At 43.2% G+C, this 22,238-nt stretch carries 19 protein-coding genes; 18 read left to right on the top strand and 1 reads right to left on the bottom strand.

Translation table 11 applies throughout. From position 1 onward, the window contains the following. Positions 1 to 63 precede the first annotated feature (63 nt). From TY03_RS19825 to tsf, 8 genes are all read left to right on the top strand, one after another. On the top strand, positions 64 to 1,941 hold the full coding sequence (locus TY03_RS19825) for a glycoside hydrolase family 35 protein (RefSeq protein WP_042373345.1): 1,878 nt from the start codon (positions 64 to 66) through the stop codon (positions 1,939 to 1,941). Between the two features lie 128 nt (positions 1,942 to 2,069). Beyond that, positions 2,070 to 3,416, top strand: coding sequence for an adenylosuccinate lyase (gene purB / locus TY03_RS19820; protein WP_042373180.1), 1,347 nt, complete (start codon positions 2,070 to 2,072; stop codon positions 3,414 to 3,416). Positions 3,417 to 3,473: 57 nt separating this feature from the next. Then, on the top strand, positions 3,474 to 4,979 hold the full coding sequence (locus tag TY03_RS19815) for a pseudouridine synthase (protein ID WP_042373178.1): 1,506 nt from the start codon (positions 3,474 to 3,476) through the stop codon (positions 4,977 to 4,979). 75 nt (positions 4,980 to 5,054) lie between these two features. Then, entirely contained in the window at positions 5,055 to 6,458 is a 1,404-nt protein-coding gene (gene asnS, locus TY03_RS19810) for an asparagine--tRNA ligase (protein ID WP_042373176.1), read from the top strand. Between the two features lie 291 nt (positions 6,459 to 6,749). Next, a complete protein-coding gene (gene rplM / locus TY03_RS19805) occupies positions 6,750 to 7,211 on the top strand; it encodes a 50S ribosomal protein L13 (RefSeq protein WP_042373173.1) in 462 nt (153 codons plus the stop codon). 6 nt (positions 7,212 to 7,217) lie between these two features. Next, on the top strand, positions 7,218 to 7,604 hold the full coding sequence (gene rpsI / locus TY03_RS19800) for a 30S ribosomal protein S9 (RefSeq protein ID WP_042373172.1): 387 nt from the start codon (positions 7,218 to 7,220) through the stop codon (positions 7,602 to 7,604). Between the two features lie 120 nt (positions 7,605 to 7,724). Beyond that, entirely contained in the window at positions 7,725 to 8,561 is an 837-nt protein-coding gene (rpsB, locus tag TY03_RS19795; protein ID WP_042373170.1) for a 30S ribosomal protein S2, read from the top strand. Between the two features lie 121 nt (positions 8,562 to 8,682). After that, positions 8,683 to 9,504: a translation elongation factor Ts gene (gene tsf, locus TY03_RS19790; RefSeq protein ID WP_042373168.1), complete on the top strand. Its 822-nt coding sequence runs from the start codon at positions 8,683 to 8,685 to the stop codon at positions 9,502 to 9,504. Positions 9,505 to 9,626: 122 nt separating this feature from the next. Here tsf and TY03_RS19785 read toward each other — a convergent pair whose 3' ends face one another. After that, entirely contained in the window at positions 9,627 to 9,974 is a 348-nt protein-coding gene (locus tag TY03_RS19785; RefSeq protein WP_042373166.1) for a translation initiation factor, read from the bottom strand. A gap of 91 nt (positions 9,975 to 10,065) precedes the next feature. Between TY03_RS19785 and TY03_RS19780 the strand changes: the two genes are divergently transcribed. From TY03_RS19780 to xseA, 10 genes are all read left to right on the top strand, one after another. Next, the gene (locus TY03_RS19780) at positions 10,066 to 12,729 is read left to right on the top strand and encodes a DUF5686 family protein (RefSeq protein ID WP_230202010.1); all 2,664 of its coding nucleotides are present in this window, start codon (positions 10,066 to 10,068) and stop codon (positions 12,727 to 12,729) included. A 99-nt stretch (positions 12,730 to 12,828) separates the two neighbouring features. Further along, positions 12,829 to 13,491, top strand: coding sequence for a redox-sensing transcriptional repressor Rex (locus tag TY03_RS19775; protein ID WP_187374020.1), 663 nt, complete (start codon positions 12,829 to 12,831; stop codon positions 13,489 to 13,491). After that, entirely contained in the window at positions 13,491 to 14,105 is a 615-nt protein-coding gene (locus TY03_RS19770; protein ID WP_042373162.1) for a fumarylacetoacetate hydrolase family protein, read from the top strand. Before TY03_RS19775 ends, TY03_RS19770 begins: the two co-directional genes overlap by 1 nt. 58 nt (positions 14,106 to 14,163) lie before the next feature. Beyond that, positions 14,164 to 14,643 (top strand): 2-C-methyl-D-erythritol 2,4-cyclodiphosphate synthase, encoded by a 480-nt coding sequence (gene ispF, locus TY03_RS19765; protein ID WP_042373160.1) that lies wholly within the window; start codon positions 14,164 to 14,166, stop codon positions 14,641 to 14,643. Between the two features lie 5 nt (positions 14,644 to 14,648). Further along, positions 14,649 to 15,656 carry a metallophosphoesterase family protein gene (locus tag TY03_RS19760; protein WP_042373158.1) on the top strand — a complete coding sequence of 336 codons (1,008 nt, stop codon included), beginning with the start codon at positions 14,649 to 14,651 and terminating at the stop codon, positions 15,654 to 15,656. Between the two features lie 182 nt (positions 15,657 to 15,838). Beyond that, positions 15,839 to 17,590, top strand: a complete 1,752-nt coding sequence (locus tag TY03_RS19755; RefSeq protein ID WP_042373156.1) for a tetratricopeptide repeat protein — start codon at positions 15,839 to 15,841, stop codon at positions 17,588 to 17,590. 176 nt (positions 17,591 to 17,766) lie between these two features. Continuing rightward, on the top strand, positions 17,767 to 18,150 hold the full coding sequence (locus TY03_RS21650) for a DUF3244 domain-containing protein (RefSeq protein ID WP_187374016.1): 384 nt from the start codon (positions 17,767 to 17,769) through the stop codon (positions 18,148 to 18,150). A 363-nt stretch (positions 18,151 to 18,513) separates the two neighbouring features. Further along, the gene (mnmA, locus tag TY03_RS19745; RefSeq protein WP_042373154.1) at positions 18,514 to 19,593 is read left to right on the top strand and encodes a tRNA 2-thiouridine(34) synthase MnmA; all 1,080 of its coding nucleotides are present in this window, start codon (positions 18,514 to 18,516) and stop codon (positions 19,591 to 19,593) included. 42 nt (positions 19,594 to 19,635) lie between these two features. After that, on the top strand, positions 19,636 to 20,991 hold the full coding sequence (locus tag TY03_RS19740) for a S8 family peptidase (protein ID WP_042373152.1): 1,356 nt from the start codon (positions 19,636 to 19,638) through the stop codon (positions 20,989 to 20,991). Then, the gene (gene xseA / locus TY03_RS19735) at positions 20,988 to 22,238 is read left to right on the top strand and encodes an exodeoxyribonuclease VII large subunit (RefSeq protein ID WP_042373150.1); all 1,251 of its coding nucleotides are present in this window, start codon (positions 20,988 to 20,990) and stop codon (positions 22,236 to 22,238) included. Before TY03_RS19740 ends, xseA begins: the two co-directional genes overlap by 4 nt.

Genomic DNA, 22,238 nt, shown 5'->3' with positions numbered 1-22,238 from the left:
GATGAATTGTTGTCTTTCCTATCTTTGTGCGAAAATCATAAACTCTTAAATAATACTGTACAAATGAAATTGTTCTGCTATTTGCTTTTGTTTTTATTGTTGCCGTTTTCGGTTAATGCTCAGTCAAAATCTACGTTCGAAATTAAGGACGGTCACTTTTACCGTAATGGAAAAGTTACCTCGCTTCTTTCTGGTGAAATGCATTATGCGCGTATCCCTCATCAGTATTGGCGTCATCGCTTGCAGATGATGAAAGGGATGGGCTTGAATACGGTTGCTACGTATGTGTTCTGGAATTATCACGAGCCGACTCCGGGTCAGTGGGATTTTAAAGGTGATAAGAATCTGGCGGAATTTATAAAGATTGCAGGTGAGGAGGGAATGATGGTCATTCTGCGTCCCGGTCCTTATGTGTGTGCCGAATGGGAATTTGGTGGGTATCCTTGGTGGATTCAAAATGTCAAGGGATTAGAGATTAGACGTGATAATGCTGAGTTTCTGAAATATACGAAATTGTATATTGATCGTCTGTACAAAGAGGTTGCCGGACTTCAGTGTACCAAAGGTGGTCCTGTTGTGATGGTGCAATGTGAGAATGAGTTTGGGTCTTATGTATCTCAACGTAAGGATATTCCGCTTGAAGAGCATCGTCGCTACAATGCAAAGATTAAGCAACAGTTGGCCGACGCCGGTTTTGAGGTTCCTCTCTTTACCTCGGATGGAAGCTGGTTGTTCGAAGGTGGTGCTACAGAAGGAGCTTTGCCAACCGCTAATGGTGAAAACAATATAGAGAATTTGAAGAAGGTAGTGAATCAATACCACAATGGCAAAGGCCCTTATATGGTAGCCGAATTCTATCCGGGATGGCTTTCTCATTGGGCAGAACCTTTTCCGCAGGTAGATGCTTCGGGTATTGCTCGTCAGACAGAGAAATATCTTAAAAACGATGTTTCTTTCAATGTATATATGGTACATGGTGGTACGAATTTTGGTTTTACCAGCGGTGCTAATTATGATAAGAAGCGAGATATTCAACCCGATTTGACTAGTTATGACTATGATGCGCCCATAAGTGAGGCTGGGTGGGTAACTCCTAAATACGATTCCATTCGCAATGTGATTAAGAAGTATGTTGGTTATACGGTACCCAAAGCTCCTGCGGCTATTCCTGTAATCGAAATTCCTTCTATTAAATTGACTAAAGTGGCAAATGTGCTTGCTTTTGCAGAAAAACAGAAGGCGGTGTCTAGTGATTCGCCTCTTACCTTTGAACAATTGAATCAAGGCTATGGTTATGTGTTATATACCCGCCATTTTAATCAGCCGATTAGTGGTACACTCGAAATACCGGGTTTGCGTGATTATGCCGTAGTTTATGTTGATGGCGAGAAAGTGGGTGTGCTGAACCGGAATACGAAGACCTATGAGATGGAGATTGAAGTACCCTTTAATGCGGAGCTTCAGATCTTGGTCGAGAACATGGGACGTATTAATTATGGCAGTGAAATAATACATAACACAAAAGGAATAATCAGTCCGGTTAAGATTGCCGGAGCGGAGATAAACGGTGGATGGGAAATGTATCAATTGCCGATGAGTGAGGAACCCGACTTGGCAAAACTGAAAGGAGATGTATACGAAAATACGTCTGCGAATATGAAAAAGCTGGCTAACTGTCCGGTAGTGTATGAAGGTACTTTTGATCTCAATGAAACGGGAGATACCTTCCTTGATATGGAGAATTGGGGAAAGGGTATCGTATTTGTTAATGGGAAAAATATAGGTCGCTATTGGCATGTTGGTCCACAGCAGACTCTTTATCTACCGGGAGTGTGGTTGAAGAAGGGTAGTAATAAGATTGTAATTTTTGAACAATTGAATCTACAACCTAAAACGGAGGTTAGTGCAGTGAAAACTCCGGTGTTAATGAAACAGATGTAGGAATGAGAGGTATTACATTGTTAATTACTCCTTTTAAAGGTCATTTTTGTAAACTTTCTACCCCCTTTATGCCTTATTACTCAGGAAAAAGGTTTAATTTTGCAACTTGATAATTATCCAAACGACATATGAAACTTGATTTACTTACGGCCATTTCTCCGATTGATGGTCGATATAGAGGCAAAGCTGAGGCTTTAGCTGCTTATTTTTCAGAATTTGCATTGATTAAATACCGTGTGCAGGTAGAAGTTGAATATTTTATTGCGCTGTGCGAACTTCCATTGCCACAGCTTGAAAATATAGACAAGGGTGTGTTTGAAGCATTGCGGAATATTTATCTGAATTTTTCTGAGGCAGATGCCGAACGTATCAAAGCAATAGAAGGTGTAACCAATCACGATGTGAAAGCCGTAGAGTATTTCTTGAAAGAGGAATTTGATAAACTGGGAGGGCTGGACGAATATAAAGAGTTTATTCATTTCGGACTGACGTCGCAGGATATTAATAATACGTCGATTCCTCTTTCGGTAAAAGAGGCTTTGGAACAGGTTTACTACCCGCTGATTGAGGAACTTATTGAGCAGTTGAGAGCTTACGCAACGGATTGGGAAGCTATACCGATGCTTGCTAAAACACATGGGCAACCAGCTTCTCCTACTCGCTTGGGTAAAGAGGTGATGGTGTTTGTGTATCGTTTGGAACGTCAGTTGGCGATGTTGAAAGCTTGTCCGGTGACGGCTAAGTTCGGTGGTGCAACAGGAAATTACAATGCACATCGTGTGGCATATCCAAGTTATGATTGGAAGGCGTTTGGAGACCGTTTTGTTGCTCAGAATTTAGGATTGGAGCGCGAAGCATATACTACCCAGATTTCTAATTATGACAACCTGTCGGCAATCTTTGATGCAATGAAACGTATCAATACGATCATGATTGATATGAATCGCGATTTTTGGCAGTATATTTCGATGGAGTATTTCAAGCAGAAGATCAAGGCGGGCGAAGTGGGTTCGAGTGCCATGCCTCATAAAGTGAATCCGATTGACTTTGAAAATGCCGAAGGTAATTTGGGTATGGCAAATGCCATTTTAGAGCACTTGTCTGCAAAGTTGCCTATCTCTCGTTTGCAACGCGATCTTACCGATTCGACCGTGTTGCGCAATGTGGGTACTCCGTTTGGGCATATCGTAATTGCTATTCAGAGCTCATTGAAAGGCTTGCGTAAATTGTTGCTCAATGAGCCTGCTATCAGTCGCGATCTGGATAATTGCTGGAGTGTTGTGGCCGAGGCGGTACAAACAATCTTGCGTCGTGAAGCATATCCGAATCCGTACGAGGCGTTGAAGGCGTTGACCAGAACCAATCAAGCCATAACAGAGGAGTCGATTAAGACGTTCATTGAAGAACTGGACGTAAATGAAGAAGTGAAAAAAGAATTAAGAATGATTACCCCGCATAGCTATACGGGAATTTAATAGAGTGTGTAAAGAAAGGCCGTGAGGCCAAAGTCTAATTTTATTCGAATAAAGAAAATGAGCACAGAAAATGAAGAATGGCGTGCTAACTCCAATGAAGAGAACGCCGGCCGTGATGGTAACAGATCGTACAACAGAGAAGGTGGATATAACCGTCCGTCTTACAATCGTGAAGGTGGCGATCGTCCGTATCGTCCGAGATTTAACAGCAACAATGAAGGTGGCGACCGTCCTCAACGTCCTTACGGTGAGCGTCAGTCGTATGGTGACCGTCCGTCTTATGGCGACCGTCCTCAGCGTCCTTCTTACAACCGTGAAGGTGGTGACAGACCTTATCGTCCTCGCGTGAACAACGGCGAGGGTGGAGATCGTCCTCAACGTTCTTATGGCGACCGTCCGTCTTACGGGGATCGTCCGCAACGTCCTTCTTACAACAATCAGGGAGGTGATCGTCCTTATCGTCCGCGTTTCAATAACGGCGAAGGCGGAGATCGACCTCAACGTTCTTATGGTGACCGTCCGTCTTATGGCGACCGTCCTCAACGTCCCTCTTATAATAATCAGGGAGGTGATCGTCCATATCGTCCGCGTTTCAATAACGGCGAAGGTGGCGACCGTCCTCAGCGCTCTTATGGTGATCGCCCTTCTTATGGCGACCGTCCTCAGCGTCCTTCTTATAATAATCAAGGCGGTGATCGTCCTTATCGTCCACGCTACAACAATGAAGGTGATGGTCGTGCGCAAGGATTCTCTCGTCCCGTACGTCGTACCGGTGATTACGATCCCAATGCGAAGTACAGTAAGAAAAAACAAATCGAATACAAAGAGCAGTTTACCGATCCTAATGAACCGATTCGTTTGAACAAGTTCTTGGCCAATGCGGGTGTTTGTTCACGACGTGAAGCCGATGAATTTATCGCAGCAGGTGTTGTGACCGTAAACGGTGAAGTAGTAACGGAACTCGGAACCAAGATTAAGCGTGTTGATATCGTGAAATTCCATGATGAAACCGTTAGTATTGAGCGTAAAATCTATGTATTGCTGAATAAGCCTAAAGATTGCGTAACGACTTCGGATGATCCTCAAGCGCGTTTGACGGTTATGGATTTGGTGAAAGGTGCTTGCAATGAGCGTATTTATCCGGTAGGTCGTCTGGACCGTAATACAACAGGTGTACTGTTGCTTACCAATGATGGCGATTTAGCTTCTAAGTTAACGCATCCGAAGTTCTTGAAAAAGAAAATCTATCATGTGTATACCGATAAAAATGTAACGAAAGCCGATATGGAACAGATCGCTGCAGGAGTTCAACTGGAAGATGGAGAGATTCATGCCGATGCTATCAGCTATTCTGATGAAATTAAACGCGATCAGGTAGGTATCGAAATTCACTCAGGAAAGAACCGTATCGTTCGCCGTATTTTTGAATCATTAGGATACAAAGTTGTTAAGTTGGATCGTGTGTTTTTTGCCGGTTTGACAAAGAAAGGTTTGCGTCGTGGCGAATGGCGTTATCTTACTGAGCAAGAAGTAAACTTCCTGCGTATGGGAGCTTTTGAATAATAAATAAAAAACAATGAAGAGTGAGGCAGAACTCACTCTTCACTGCTATATAAATAATGCATTTAAAATAGTTTTATGGAAAAGATTAGTAGAACAAAAATAGCCGACCTGATGAAGCGCGAAGATTTTGGTGCGACGGTCAATGTGAAAGGGTGGGTTCGTACCCGTCGTGGAAGTAAACAAGTTAACTTTATCGCACTGAATGACGGTTCTACAATAAATAATGTACAGATAGTAGTTGATCTGGGCAGTTTTGACGAAGAGATGCTGAAGCTCATTACCACCGGCGCTTGCTTGAGCGTGAATGGCGTAATGGTCGAATCGGTTGGCTCTGGACAAAAAGTAGAAGTGCAGGCTCGTGAAATCGAAATACTAGGTGCTTGTGATAATACTTATCCGCTGCAGAAGAAAGGACACTCTATGGAGTTTCTCCGTGAGATAGCACATTTGCGTCCTCGCACCAATACCTTTGGTGCTGTCTTTCGCATCCGTCATAATATGGCCATGGCTATTCATCAGTTCTTCCATGAAAGAGGATTCTTCTATTTCCATACCCCCATTATTACAGCTTCAGACTGTGAGGGTGCCGGACAGATGTTTCAGGTAACTACGAAGAATCTATATGATTTAAAGAAGGATGAAACGGGAGCTATCATTTATGATGATGACTTTTTTGGTAAACAAGCCAGTTTAACTGTTTCGGGACAATTGGAAGGAGAATTGGCTGCTACGGCTTTGGGTTCTATCTATACGTTTGGACCTACGTTCCGCGCTGAGAACTCCAATACTCCCCGTCACTTGGCCGAATTTTGGATGGTTGAACCCGAAGTGGCTTTCAATGATATCCAAGATAATATGGATCTTGCCGAGGAATTTATTAAATTCTGTGTTCAATGGGCTATCGACCATTGTGCCGATGATGTGAAATTCCTCAATGATATGTTCGATAAGGGATTGATCGAACGCCTTCAAAGTGTGTTGAAAGAGGATTTCGTGCGCTTGCCTTATACCGAGGGAGTTAAGATTCTGGAAGCAGCCGTAGCCGGCGGTCACAAGTTTGAATTCCCTATTTATTGGGGAGCTGACTTGGCTTCGGAACATGAACGCTACCTAGTTGAAGAGCATTTTAAACGCCCGGTTATCTTGACTGACTATCCGAAAGAGATCAAGTCTTTCTATATGAAGCAAAATGAAGACGGAAAAACAGTACGTGCGATGGATGTACTCTTCCCGAAAATCGGCGAAATCATTGGTGGCTCTGAACGTGAAGCCGATTATGATAAACTGATGACCCGTATTCATGAAATGAATATTCCGATGAAGGATATGTGGTGGTATTTGGATACTCGTAAATATGGAACGTGTCCTCATTCGGGTTTTGGATTAGGCTTCGAGCGTTTGTTGCTTTTTGTAACCGGTATGACGAATATTCGTGATGTAATCCCCTTCCCGCGTACACCCCGTAATGCTGAATTTTAAGTTCGATTTTGTCGACTAAGATATCTTTTTTGAAACCTGTATCGTTCTCGGATGATGCAGGTTTTAATTTGTTTAGAGCATTGTTTTCCTCTTGTCAGTCAATTCTATAAATCCAAAAAAAGAGGGAAATAGTTTGCCAATTCAAAGAAAAGCCGTACTTTTGCAAGCCGATTATTATCACAAAAGGATAAGAGATTAATTCATAGCAAGTTAATCTTCCTTTGTCCGGGGAAGATTAATGGGCGGTGAAGATCATTTTTTTAGTAGTAACATTTAAAAAACAAATCAAGAGTGGATACTTTAAGTTACAAGACCATTTCTGCAAATCAGGCAACTGTAACCAAAGAATGGGTTATCGTTGATGCTACCGACCAAGTACTTGGTCGTTTGGGCGCAAAAGTTGCGAAACTGTTGAGAGGTAAGTATAAACCAAACTTTACTCCTCACGTAGACTGCGGTGATAACGTTATCATCATTAATGCAGATAAAGTAAAATTAACTGGAAACAAATGGAACGATAGAGTTTATTTGTCTTACACTGGTTACCCCGGTGGTCAAAGAGAGATTACTCCGGCTCGTTTGCAGGCAAAACCTAACGGTGACGAAAAGTTGCTGAAGAAAGTAGTAAAGGGTATGCTTCCTAAAAATAAATTAGGTGCACAACTGTTGGGCAATATGTATGTTTACGCAGGTAGCGAACACAAACATCAAGCTCAGACCCCTAAGTCAATTGATATAAACTTACTTAAATAAGATATAATGGAAGTAGTAAATGCATTAGGCAGACGTAAACGTGCGATTGCACGCATATTCGTAAGCGAAGGTACAGGAAAGATTACTATCAACAAGAGAGATCTTGCAGAGTACTTCCCTTCAACTATACTTCAGTATGTAGTTAAACAACCATTGAACAAACTTGCTGTTGCTGAAAAATTCGACATTAAGGTAAACCTATCTGGTGGTGGTTTTACTGGTCAGTCTCAAGCTTTGCGTTTGGCTATCAGCCGCGCATTGGTGAAGATGAATGCTGAAGATAAAGCAGCGCTTCGTGCTGAAGGCTTCATGACTCGTGATCCTCGTTCTGTTGAGCGTAAGAAACCAGGTCAGCCAAAAGCTCGTGCAAGATTCCAGTTCAGCAAGCGTTAATGCTGCCTGAACCAGGATATGTTTAGCATCTAAACTACTGGGACTCTTATTGATTTAGGCTACCCAGCGGTTGGTTTAGAAAAAACAAAAAAGAAAGTAAACGAATTAAAGAAAAACAAGATGTCAAGAACAAATTTTGATACATTATTGGAAGCCGGTTGCCACTTCGGACACCTTAAAAGAAAGTGGAACCCCGCTATGGCTCCTTATATTTTCATGGAACGCAATGGTATTCATATCATTGACCTCCACAAAACTGTTGCAAAGATTGACGAAGCTGCTGAAGCTTTGAAACAAATTGCAAAATCAGGCAAGAAAGTCCTTTTTGTTGCTACTAAAAAACAAGCCAAGCAGGTGGTTGCTGAAAAAGCTGCCTCTGTGAATATGCCTTACGTCATCGAGCGTTGGCCGGGTGGTATGTTGACTAACTTCCCTACAATCCGTAAGGCAGTGAAGAAGATGACTACTATCGACAAGTTGACTGCTGATGGCACTTATTCAAACCTTTCTAAGAGAGAAGTACTTCAGATCTCTCGTCAACGTGCTAAGTTGGACAAGACTTTAGGATCTATCGCTGACCTGACTCGTCTTCCGTCTGCACTGTTTGTAATTGACGTAATGAAGGAAAATATCGCTGTTCGCGAAGCTAATCGTTTGGGTATTCCTGTGTTTGGTATCGTTGATACAAACTCAGATCCTAACAACATCGATTTCGTAATTCCAGCTAATGATGACGCTACTAAGTCAATCGAAATCATCCTCGAAGCTTGCTGCAACGCAATGATCGAAGGTCTGGAAGAAAGAAAAGCTGAGAAAGTTGATATGGAAGCAGCTGGTGAAGCTCCTGCTAACAAAGGAAAGAAGAAACCTACTAAAGCAAGACTCGACAAATCTGACGAGGAAGCAATCAATGCGGCTAAGGCTGCTGCTTTCATCAAGGAAGACGAAGAGGCTTAATATACAAGGAATGTGCCAATTTGCTAATGTGTCTTTGTGCCCTTGGGTACAGACATTTTAATTGGCAGATTGGCACATTTTGTTTATCCACACTATTATTCATTTAAAAAAATAAGATATTATGGCTGTATCAATGGCAGATATCACCCACTTGCGTAAAATGTCAGGTGCTGGTATGATGGATTGCAAGAACGCTTTGACTGAAGCTGAGGGAGATTTCGACAAAGCAATGGAAATTATTCGTAAAAAAGGACAGGCTGTAGCTGCAAAGCGTTCAGACCGTGACGCTTCTGAAGGTTGCGTTTTGGCAAAGGGCGATGGCAAGTATGCTGCAGTAATCGCCTTGAAATGCGAAACTGACTTCGTTGCTAAGAATGCTGACTTTGTTGCTTTGACTACTGAGATTTTGGATTTGGCTATTGCTAACAAATGTGCAGATATCGAAGCTGTAAAAGCTTTGCCAATGGGCACAGGTACAATTGCTGATGCTATCACCGATCGTAGCGGTATCACTGGCGAGAAAATGGAATTGGATGGTTACGGTGTAGTAGAAGGTTCTACCACTGCATTCTATGTTCATCCGGGAAATAAACTGGCTACTATCGTAGCTTTCAACCAAGAGGCTGAAGCACAAGTTGCTCACGATATCGCAATGCAAATCGCTGCAATGAATCCGGTTGCAATCAACCCTGAAGGTGTTCCTGCCGAATTGCTTGAGAAAGAAAAGACAGTAGCTGCTGAGAAGGCACGCGAAGAAGGTAAACCTGAGAATATGATTGAGAAGATCGCTATGGGTCGTATCAACAAGTTCTACAAGGAGGCTTGTTTGCTGCAACAAGAGTTCGTGAAAGACGGTAAAATGACTGTAGCTGAATACTTGGACAAATCTAGCAAAGGTTTGACAGTAACTGCATTCAAACGCTTTACTCTGAACGCTGAATAATCAGTAATTTAACTATAGCTTACACAAATGGCCGCTTGGATAATATAATCTAAGCGGCCATTTCGTTTTGTATCCTTTGGAGTGAATGAAATAGAAATACTTTTAATAGAGTTGTATCCGGGTCAGCCCACCGGTTTTGTTTGAGTAAATCCTTCTTTTCTAAGTAGTTCTACTATTTTGAGTTTAAAATCACCTTGAATGATAATTTCATTATCTTTGGCTGCACCACCCACGCCACATTTCGATTTCAGCAGTTTTCCCAATTCCTTTAGTTCATCCTCAGTACCCACAAAACCGGTTATGAGTGTAACGACCTTGCCTCCTCGATTTTTACGATCCAGTTGTACTCGTAGCTTTTGTTGCGAAGGGGGTAATGTTACTTGTTCGGGTTCCTCCTCGTTTTCATAACCAAAATCAGGATTGGTGGAATAAACCACATTTAATCTGCTTTTCCAATCGTTCGTTTTCATATACGGTTTCTGTTTAATAGAGTTCAAAAATAATATTTTGCATCGAGTCTTGCAATTTTTTGCCTCTTTTGTCGTCTAATATATATGTTGAATGACATCGATGAACGAAAATATGAAATATTACTTCCTCTTACTAATATCTTTACTGCTTTCCTTATCTGCTTTCTCGCAAGTGTTTAAAGGAAGAATAACCGATATCAAAGGCAATCCTGTGCCTTATGCATCCATCTATCTGACTGAATTGAAATCTGGTTTCACGACCGATGATAACGGTTACTTTAAAGCGACAGTCAAAGAAGGTGTTTATACTTGCGAGGTCTCTTCGATTGGATTCACCGGGCAGAAGTTCACTCTTCGGATGTTGCCCGAAGGAATTAGTCGAGACCTGGTGTTGCTCGAAAGAACATACGAGCTGAGCGAGGTTCGTGTAACAAATGGTGGAGAAGATCCGGCTTATTCTATTATGCGGCATGTGATAGCCAATGCACCTTATTATCGAACGCAAGTGAAAAGCTACACAGCCGGTACTTATCTGAAGGGAACGGGCCGTGTGAAAGAGATACCAGCCATTCTGAAGCTGTCGAAAGAAGTGCGTAAAGAGTCGAAAAAGGTATTAGGAAAACTGTTTGTGATGGAAGATCAGCGTGAAGTACACTTCACTGCTCCTGCTACTTGGAGTAGCCGGGTGAAAGCTTACTCCAACTCCTTCCCGAAGAATATGAAGGTAGATATCGATATGGTCAATATAAACTTCTATGCACCTACACTGTGGGGTAAGCCCTCGCCGTTGACTGCCGGTGCTTTTTCCTTTTATCACTTTAAGCTTGTTGGTTGCTATGTCGAAAACAATCGTGTGGTAAATAAGATTCAATTGCTTCCTCGCAAAGGCAATCCGAAACTGCTTTCGGGATATCTTTATATTATTGAAGAACTATGGTGTGTGTCGGCTGCCGATCTATCCATGAAAGCGAGTGGGTTGCGCGCTACAGTCAAAGCCGTTTGCCAAGAGGTGAAACCTTCGGCTTACCTACCCACTTCCATCAGTATGGAGTGTACAATCGATGCTTTTGGAGTAAAAGCTAACGCCTCTTACCTTGCGGCTATTCATTATGCGAAGGTAGAGGTGAATGAACATAGGCTTACAGCTCAGGAGCAAGTACTGCAGCAGTCATCGTCGGTTGCCTCTGCTGCTCCAAACAAGAAACAGCAAAAACTGATGCAGCAGATAGAGAAGCTCTCTTCGAAAGAAGAACTGACTATCCGTGATGCCTATCAGCTATCTAAGTTGGTATCCCGCTCTATCGAAGAGAAAGACACGCTTCGGTCTAAGCATAAATTTGAACGTAAGGCAGTCGTACAACGTTCGACCGTACAAGTAGACTCTCTGGCTGATAAGAAAGATTCGCTCTATTGGGCTACGGTGCGTAGTGTACCACTTCGTCCCGAAGAATTGGAAAGCTATAAGCGCAAAGAGTTGCAAATACACCGCGAGGACTCCTTACGTAAACCCGATAGGCAGTCTGATGGGAACGGTTCCCTATCTGTCAAATCCGATGGTAGTTTATTTTCTATGCTCCTTCTGGGACGTACTTTTCAAACTGACTCTAAAAATGCGTGGATTAAATTATATGGTTTACCCGGTTATACTCCCGAATACAACTTTGTAGATGGTCTTTGGGTAGGAGCGAAGCTATCTGCCGGTGTCAAATTCTCTCCTGCTTCTTCGCTTCGCTTCACTCCGGCAGTCTATTATACCACAGCCCGCAAATCGGTAGTGGGTAGTGGAGAATTCGTTTTAGATTATGCACCCCGGCGGTTAGGAATACTTCGCTTAAGTGGTGGTGTGCTTTCGGCCGATTACAATGGAGAAAGCGGTGAGTCCCGCTTGATTAATGGTGTTGCTAGCTTGCTCTTTGCACGCAACGATTTGAAACTGTATGATCAGCGTTTTCTTACCGTTAGCAATCAGATTGAACTCGCTAATGGCCTGTTGCTATCGGGCGAGCTTAGCTGGCAGAAACGCCAAATGCTTGACAATCACGTTGCGCACAGTATCTTCGGAAAGCAGGCGAGAACAAATATCCCTTCTTCCGATGGCTTTGTTCCGATGCCTCAGAATCAGTTGTTGAAAACATCCTGGCTACTTCAATATACACCGGCACATTACTATCGTATGCGGCAAGGTCGAAAAGTGTATGAGGACGCCCGCTTCCCTACCTTTACGTTGGGCTACGAACGAGCCTTCCCATTGAGTGGGAGTCTGTTATCTCCTTCGTTTCATCGGATCGAACTGTCTGCTTCACAGCAGCTTGAGTTCGGTTTGTTTAACTCGCTCTCCTGGTCGGTCAATGGAGGTACTTTCTGGGGACGGAATAAGATGCAGTTTCCCGATTATAAACACTTTGCATCCACTCACTTGCCTGTGACCGAACGAAAGTTTGATGATGGCTTTTTCTTGCTCGATAGTTATGCTTATGCCACTACCGACTCCTGGATACAGGCCGGGCTAAGCTGGCAGACACCTTATTTGCTCCTAAAGCATCTTCCGTTTCTCCGCAAGAAATCGTTTGATGAAGCATTACATCTTCGTTCGTTGCTGGTGCATGGTCGAAAAGCTTATACCGAAGTGGGTTATTCGGTCGGATTTGCCAATTATGCGCGTATGGGTGTATTTACCGGATTTGATGGCTGTACATTCCGTTCAGTGGGGCTCTCCATCTCTCTTCCGCTGTCTGTATTCATAGGTAATCGGTAGGTTTCAGGTTTCTATCCTTTATAAAATTCTGCACGATGAACGTGTCAATTCGGAAAAAAGATGTAATTTTGTACATCGCTAATGTCAAAGCATGTAAGAATAAGAATGAATCGTCCCATACAGCATAAAGAAATTGCGAAAGTACCGGAACCTACGTTGCGTAGATTGCCGTGGTATCTCTCGAACGTAAAGTTGCTGAAGAAAAAAGGCGAACGTTACGTGTCTTCCACTCAAATATCCAAAGAAATAAATATCGATGCTTCACAGATAGCTAAGGATCTATCGTATGTGAATATTTCAGGGCGTACCCGTGTGGGTTATGAAGTCGATACGCTGATTACAGTCCTCGAGAACTTCTTAGGTTTTACCAACATACACAAGGCTTTTCTTTTTGGAGTAGGTAGCTTGGGCGGTGCTTTATTGCGCGACTCAGGTCTTACTCATTTTGGGCTCGAGATAGTAGCTGCCTTTGATATTAATCCGGCTTTGGTGGGAACGAGTATTAGTGGCATTCCCATTTACCACACCGATGAGTTTGTGCAAAAGATGAAAGAATACGACGTGAATATTGGCGTGCTTACGGTGCCTATCGAGATAGCCCAATGCATTACCGATGTGATGGTATCGGGCGGTATCAAAGCTGTCTGGAACTTTACGCCTTTCCGTATCCGTGTTCCCGAAGATATTGTTGTGCAGAATACCTCTCTTTACGCTCATTTGGCTCTGATGTTTAACCGGTTGAATTTTAATGAAATAAAATAATGAAGATTATAGCAGTAGGCATGAACTATGCCCAACACAATAAAGAACTCGGACATACCTTAGTCAACAAAGATCCGGTTATATTCATGAAGCCCGATTCGGCTTTGCTGAAGGATGGCAAACCTTTCTTTATTCCCGATTTTACCAACGAAGTGCATTATGAAACCGAATTAGTTGTACGCATCAATCGACTGGGGAAGAATATAGCCTCTCGTTTTGCGCATCGGTATTATGATGCCGTAACCGTTGGTATTGACTTTACTGCACGCGACCTGCAAAGGCAATTTCGTGCCGAGGGTGGTCCTTGGGAACTTTGTAAAGGTTTTGATAGTTCGGCTGCTATTGGTACTTTTGTTCCTGTCGAGGAGGTGGGTGATATACAACAGCTGAACTTCCATCTAAACATCGATGGACAACAAGTGCAACAAGGCTGTACGGCTGATATGCTTTTCCGGATAGATGATATTATCGCTTATGTAAGCCGGTTTGTTACACTGAAAATTGGTGATCTTTTGTTCACCGGAACTCCTGTCGGTGTAGGCCCGGTCAGTGTGGGGCAGCACCTCGAAGGCTATATCGGTGATGAAAAGCTACTCGATTTCCACATCCGTTGAAGCGAAAGACTAACGGAAGAGGTTTCGGGACTTAGTTAACTATAAAAAATAACTTGAAATGAAGATACGCGTTGGTTTTGGTTTTGACGTCCATCAGTTGGTCGCAGGCCGTGAATTATGGTTGGGTGGTGTGCGCATTGAACACGAGAAAGGGCTGTTGGGACATTCGGATGCCGATGTGCTGATACATGCTCTTTGCGATGCATTGCTCGGGGCAGCCAATATGCGTGATATTGGATTCCACTTTCCCGATACCGCAGGTGAGTATAAAAATATCGATAGCAAAATTCTTTTGAAACAAACCATCGCTTTGATTGCAAGCAAAGGATATCAGGTGGGAAATATCGATATGACGATTTGTGCAGAGCGTCCCAAACTCAAACCATTTATTCCCTCCATGCAAGATACTCTTGCCGAGGTCATGGGTATTGACGTCGATGATATCTCCATCAAAGCAACCACTACCGAGAAGTTGGGCTTTACCGGTCGCGAAGAAGGTATCTCAGCCTATGCTACCGTATTAATCAATCATCTATAATAGCTATGTTTACACTACGCACCTTTTACCTTTTTATCGTATCGTTATTCTCCTGCATTTTCTGCTTTGCCCAGTCGCCCGTATTGTCATTTAACCCAAAGGGTACATTCAAGATCGTACAATTTACCGATGTGCATTATCAATATGGCAATAAAGCATCCGACGCTGCTTTGGAGTGTATCAACAGGGTACTCGATGCAGAACAGCCCGATTTGGTTGTTTTTACCGGCGATGTCATTTATGCTAAACCTGCCGATAAGGGAATGATTAAAGTAATCGAACAAGTCTCAAATCGTAAAATACCTTTTGTTCTTACCTTTGGCAATCACGATGACGAGCAAGGCATGCCTCGTGCGCAGCTATATGATCTGATCCGACAGATGCCTTATAATCTTTTGCCCGACCGTGGCAGTGCGTCTTCTCCCGATTATGTTCTGACAGTAAAAAGTTCTTCAAATAGCCAGAAAGATGCTGCGTTGCTTTATTGTATGGACTCACAATCTTACTCGCCGATTAAAGGTGTTTCCGGATACGCATGGTTTACTTTCGATCAAGTAAACTGGTATCGCCAGCAGAGTGCCTCTTATACTGTTCGCAATGACAATCAACCGTTGCCGGCTATTGCTTTCTTTCATATTCCATTGCCCGAATACAATGAGGCGGCTGCCAATGAGAATGCGATTCTTCGTGGAACACGTATGGAAAAGGCATGTGCCCCGCAGCTAAACACCGGAATGTTTGCTGCCATGAAAGCATCGGGTGATGTGATGGGTACTTTTGTCGGCCACGATCACGATAATGATTATGCCGTAATGTGGAAAGACATTCTATTGGCTTACGGTCGATACACCGGAGGCAACACCGTTTATAATCATTTGCCTAATGGTGCCCGTGTTATTGAATTGAAAGAAGGTGCACGTACGTTTACTACTTGGATTAATCTAAAAGAAGGAATTGTTGACCATACTGTTTATCCGGATAGCTATGTCAAGGATGATTGGAAGAAGCGTTGACGGATAGATGCGATACACCGTTTTTGCAAGTGTATTCGGGTTATCTTTAACCTATATGAAATGTATGAGAGAGCCTTTTTCTCTGTGTTAAATTGTTGTTTTTATTTGATTAAGTCTAAAGGTATAAGTACCTTTTCAGAAATAATTTTGTATATCTTTGCGTTTATATACAATATGATAAGATGAAAACGATTGTACACTTTGTTTTTCTAGTTGTTCTCTTCTCGTTTATTTGCTGTAGTTGGCGCAGTACACAATTGCCAGAATTGCTTCGTGCGGATTCATTAATGGCTACATCTCCCGAATCTTCCTTGAAACTTTTGCAAAGTATGTCATTATCCGAACTGAATGACGCAAGTTCGCGAGCATGGTATGCACTGTTGATAACTCAGGCGCGTGATAAGAACTACCTTATTCATACGGATGATTCGTTGATTCGTATGGCGGTAGACTATTATGATATGCGGGGGGCTGACGTCACATTGCAAGCCAAATCTCACTATTACTTAGGGAGAGTATATCAGGATAGAAGAGAAGATCCCAAAGCTGTTCGTGAATTTTTGACGGCTATGCCCTTGGCTAAAGAAGCGAAGGATGAAGAATTATTATGTATTTTGGATGGGAATCTGGGGTATCTTTTTTATCAACAAAGCATGTACGAGCAGGCCGATTCGCTTTATCAGCAAGCCGAACGATTGGCTGTGCAGCGTAATGATTCTGCTAGGCTGGTAGTAGCACTTTCTATGTTGGGCGATATTGGTATTGCCAAAGGGCAATCAAGCTATGTTTCTGCCGAAAACTACTTATTGCGTGCTTTGGCCATTGCTAAAGATCAACAGAATGTATATTTGAAAAGGACAGTAATTAACTCTTTGAGCATGTTGTATAGTCGAATGAATAATACCGATGAAGCTCTGAGGTTTGCTAGGTTAGGGCTTTCTCTTGAAGTAGATAGCAAGGATTATTCTAATTATTACCTGATTCAAGGTATGATTCTCAGCAAAAAACTGCAATATGACTCAGCTACTGTTTATTTAAAGAAAAGTTTGCTGTCTGATAATTACTATGTTAAAACAGGTGCATATATGTGTCTTTCGGATGTAAATCGTAAGCAAGGAAAGGTGGCCGAGGCGCTTCAAATGGAAGATTACTGCAATGCTTATAAGGACTCTGTAAAGCGGTTAGAGCAGCCGGTCGAAGTGATGGCTTCGGTGAAGGATGCAATGATGCGGCAAACCGTTCAGCATTACGAGTCTTTTTTGCATCGTTACCGATACTATGTTTATGTATTGGGTGCTGCATTATTATGCCTTGCCTTGTATTTGGCGTACAAACGGAGACGGTTTCGGCAAGAAATGAATACATTGGTACAAGAACATTCGACTCTCCAATCCCACCTCTCCTCGCAGACAGAGAAGTTGGAAATGGAGCTTCGACAAAAAGATCTTGAATTGACCGAGCTGTACGAACGTTATGGACAATTGGGAGACACGAAAGAGGGTGCTGATAATCAAGAGGCCGCCATTCTTTTGATGGAGCAGATGAAAGTTGTAAATAAGGAAAAAGAGAGACTCTTTCGGGAAGTTCTCAAAGAATCATTTATTTACAGACGGCTAAATGCACTGATTGAGACCAATTACAATAATCCCGATGCCATGGAAAAACCCACTGCGGCAGATTGGGAAATCTTGAAAGCTGAAATAAACCGGATTACAATTGATTTTACCGGTCGCCTCAGTCGTAAGTACGAACGTCTGACGGATAACGATGTCTGCTTCTGCTGTTTGGTGAAAGCCGGATTTAAATATTCGAAGATTGCATTGTTGTTGTGCTGCACTGCAAACGCTGTTTATAAACGGCGTCTTTTTATTCAAGGTAGAATGGGGGTATTTTCGCCCGAAGTCACTTTAGAGTCATTAATTGAAGAGGTATAAGTTGAATTTTTCATATTCATACTACACAGTTGACTTTTTAGTATTTCTATTACTTTCTGATTTTCAGTCAATTATGCGTTTTATTTTTAACTGTATACTACACAACTTTCTTAGGTGGATTTTATTATATTTGCATTTGTCGATCACTTGTGTTTAACTTAAAATTATATATGGCGATGAAGAAAATTGTATTATTGGTTGCCCTACTTATCGGGCAGATGTCATTTTATGTACAAGGAGCAAGTATGAAAGCAGAAGCAGACAGAGAAGTACCTTTAAAAGCAATGAAACCCGGCCAGCCGGGGAGTATAATGCGTAGTATTACTCAAAAACCAGCTATCGGACGAATTTGCGATGGAGTACTTACAATTGATTTTCTATCTCCTGTAAGTAGTATAACTATAACCTTAACAAATTTATTAACTGGTAAGATTGTTTATTGGGATGCTTTTGAGATGGCGGGCAATGTGGTGATTGATTTAACTAGCGAAGAATCGGGAACGTATCAAGTGAATTTAAACTCACCACACTGGTGTCTGCAAGGTCAGTTTGACCTTTAGTAGTTTAAACAGTTTCAATAGAAGTCTGAATAAGTTGGGAGTACTCGTATGAGAAATACTCCCAACTTTTTTTATGTTAATTCATTGATTTTTAGTATGATATGGTTTGTTTTCTGAATGGGATTCATAGCACTTTTCTTCGTTTGTAAAAGATCTATTTTAACAGTATGTTAATTACGTACTCTTTGATACCAAAACTACGTATTCATTAGTATCAAAACTATATACTCTTGTGTGGCAATAGATACGAAGCACATAAATCCATTAACATTGTTAAAGACACTTCAAACGATATTATAAACATACGCTTGTCGATTTGCGGAGAATCATGTACATTTGCAAAAATCGAACTTTTAGAGCGGAATGAAAGAACCCAATAAGCGAGTACTGGTAGGTATGAGTGGTGGCATTGATAGTACGGCCACCTGTCTGATGTTGCAAGAGCAAGGATACGAGATCGTAGGAGTAACCATGCGTGTTTGGGGCGATGAACCTCAGGATGCCAGAGAGTTGGCGGCACGAATGGGGATTGAACATTATGTGGCAGATGAACGTATCCCGTTTAAAGATACCATTGTTAAGAACTTTATTGATGAGTACAGGCAGGGGCGCACGCCCAATCCTTGTGTCATGTGCAATCCGCTGTTTAAGTTTCGTATGCTGACCGAGTGGGCCGATAAATTGGGTTGCGACTGGATTGCAACCGGTCATTATTCGCGTTTAGACCGGCGCAATGGCAAGATTTACATTGTGACGGGCGACGATGAAAAGAAAGACCAGTCCTATTTTCTCTGGCGTTTGGGGCAGGATACACTTAAGCGGTGCATCTTTCCATTGGGCAACTTTACCAAGCTTAAAGTACGCGATTATTTGCGCGAGAAGGGATACGAAGCCAAATCGAAAGAGGGCGAAAGCATGGAAGTCTGCTTCATCAAAGGCGATTATCGTGATTTTCTTCGCGATCAATGTCCGGAACTCGATGCCGAGATAGGCCCCGGATGGTTTGTTAACTCCGAAGGCGTAAAACTAGGACAGCACAAAGGTTTTCCCTATTATACCATCGGGCAGCGCAAAGGACTGGAAATTGCACTTGGCAAGCCTGCTTATGTGTTGAAGATAAATCCGCAGAAAAATACGGTCATGCTTGGAGAGCCCGAACAGTTGCGTGCCGAATATATGTTGACGGAGCAAGACAATATCATCGATGAGCAGGAGCTTTTTGCCTGCGAACAGTTGACTGTTCGTATCCGTTATCGAAGTCGCCCCATTTCTTGTCAAGTCAAACGATTGAACGATGGTCGCCTGCTGGTTCACTTTCTGGCAGAGGCCTCGGCTATTACTCCGGGACAGTCGGCCGTGTTTTACGATGGCTCTCGCGTACTGGGTGGTGCTTTTATCGCTTCCCAAAGAGGTCTTGGATTAGTCATCTCCGAAAATGAATAAACCCATATAACTGAGTTAACCATATAGAAAGATACCCCATTCATGAAGAAGTTTATCGCACCTATACTCTTTGCCTTTGTCGCCATTGGAGCATCGGCCCAACAGGATACATTGAAATATCGTATTCAGCTGACCGATAAAGCAAAGACTACCTATTCGCTTTCCCGTCCCGAAGAGTTTCTATCGCCAAAATCGATTGCGCGCAGGCAGAAACAGCACCTTGCTATTGATTCGACAGACCTACCCGTATGTAGGGTTTATGTCGATGCTATTGCCCAAAAAGGGGTGAAGGTGATTACGCTTGGAAAGTGGGAGAACTTTGTAACCGTATCGTGCAACGACTCGACGGTGATGAACAGGATTGCCCGTCTACCTTTCGTGCGTAGTATCGAAAAAGTATGGATGGTTCCGCAGTCCAAAATAACGTCAGTGCCCCCCAAACGCGATTCGTTAATAAACACACCGGTCAAAACAGATAGTTTGTACGGCCCGGCTATTAGCCAGATTCAGATGAGCCATGGCGATAAACTGCATGATGCCGGTTTCAAGGGGCAGGGAATGACTATTGCAGTCATCGATGCCGGCTTTCATAATATGGATCGCATCAAAGCGATGCAGAACATACGCGTGCTGGGTACAAGAGATTTTGTCAACCCCGATTCGGATATTTATGCCGAGAGTAGTCACGGCTTGAGTGTGCTCTCTTGTATGGCAATGAATCAACCTCATATCATGGTTGGTACGGCGCCCGAAGCCTCTTACTGGTTGCTTCGCAGCGAAGATGAAGCAACGGAGCATCTGGTCGAGCAGGATTATTGGGCAGCTGCTATCGAATTTGCCGATAGTGTAGGAGTCGATGTGGTGAATACCTCTTTGGGGTACTATACCTTTGATGATCCTTCGAAGAACTACAGATACCGCGACCTTGACGGACATACGGCACTAATGTCGAGACAAGCCTCGAAAGTAGCCGATAAAGGAATGATTTTAGTATGTAGCGCGGGCAATGCAGGAGCCGGCTCGTGGAAAAAGATAACACCTCCGGGTGATGCAGACCATGTACTGACCACAGGTGCTATTGATAAGAAAGGGTTATTAGCCTCTTTCTCGTCGATAGGCAATACGGCCGACAACCGGATAAAACCCGATGTTGTGGCAGTAGGTCTGGGATCGGACGTAATGGGTACCGATGGTATCATACGTCGTGGCAATGGTACCTCTTTTGCCTCGCCCATCCTTTGCGGTATGGTTACCTGTCTTTGGCAGTCTCGTCCGGAGCTGACTGCGAAAGAGGTAATCGAACTGGTGCAACGTTCGGGCGACCGTTCGAAGTTTCCGGATAATATTTACGGCTACGGTGTACCCGATATGTGGAATGCTTATCAAACAACCCGATGAATCAACACCCGTTTTCTCTGCTGGAACTTAATGCGTTGGTCAAGCGAAGCTTGGAACAATGCCTACCCGATGAATATTGGGTGCAGGCGGAGCTGAGCGATGTCCGTTCGAATGCAACCGGGCATTGTTACCTAGAACTCATCCAAAAAGATCCGCGTAGCAACAACCTGATTGCGAAAGCTCGTGGCAATATATGGAACAATGTGTACCGATTGCTGAAACCTTACTTTGAGGAGGCTACCGGACAACTTTTCACATCGGGTATCAAAGTGCTGATCAAAGTAACCGTTCAGTTCCACGAACTATATGGCTATAGCCTGACCGTACAAGACATCGATCCTACTTATACGCTGGGTGATATGGCTCGTCGCCGTCGAGAGATTTTGTTGCAACTGGCCCAAGAAGGTGTACTTACCTTGAATAAGGAGTTGGAACTACCCGAACTGCCGCAGCGTATTGCCGTCATCTCATCGGCTACTGCTGCCGGGTACGGTGATTTTTGTCATCAGTTACAAAACAACCCGTATCGATTTTTCTTTTATACCGAACTGTTTCCGGCACTGATGCAGGGCAGTCAAGTCGAGGAATCCGTTCTCGCTGCCCTCGATCGCATCAATGCCCGGATAGCCGATTTTGATATGGTTGTTATTATTCGTGGGGGAGGAGCAACCTCCGATTTGTCTGGTTTTGATACCTATCTGCTGGCCGCCTCTTGTGCACAATTTCCTCTACCTATTATTACGGGTATCGGACACGAACGTGACGAAACAGTGCTCGACTCCGTAGCGCACACACGCGTAAAAACGCCTACGGCTGCTGCCGAACTGCTGATTAATCTGATGCACGAAACGGCCGTTCGCTTAGCCGACTTAGCTACACAATTGGAGCAGCGTACGTTGGCTCGTTTGGAGCTCGAACGTCGTAAATTATCTACGAGTCAGTCTCGTATCTCTTCTTCGGTCGGGCTGTGTTTAAGTGATGCCCACTATGCTTTGCTTACGGTAGGCAAAGAGTTGAAGCGTGCATCTATAACGCTGCTTTCGCATCAAAAACACCGGCTCGAACTTCTTCAGCAACGTGTTTCCGATGCTTCGCCCGATAAACTACTGAGTAGAGGATACAGTATCACGCTCAAAGAAGGCAAAGTAGTTACCGATAGCTCTCAACTACGAGCGGGCGATGAGTTGACTACCCGCCTGTATAAAGGAGAGGTTACTTCTATAATCAATCATAAACCGTTAAAATAG

It is taken from the genome of Bacteroides neonati (assembly GCF_000499785.1).
Taxonomy (GTDB): Bacteria; Bacteroidota; Bacteroidia; order Bacteroidales; family Bacteroidaceae; genus Bacteroides; species Bacteroides neonati.
The sequence above is the reverse complement of the archived record's forward strand: the minus strand, read 5'-3'. Positions and strand labels throughout refer to the sequence as shown.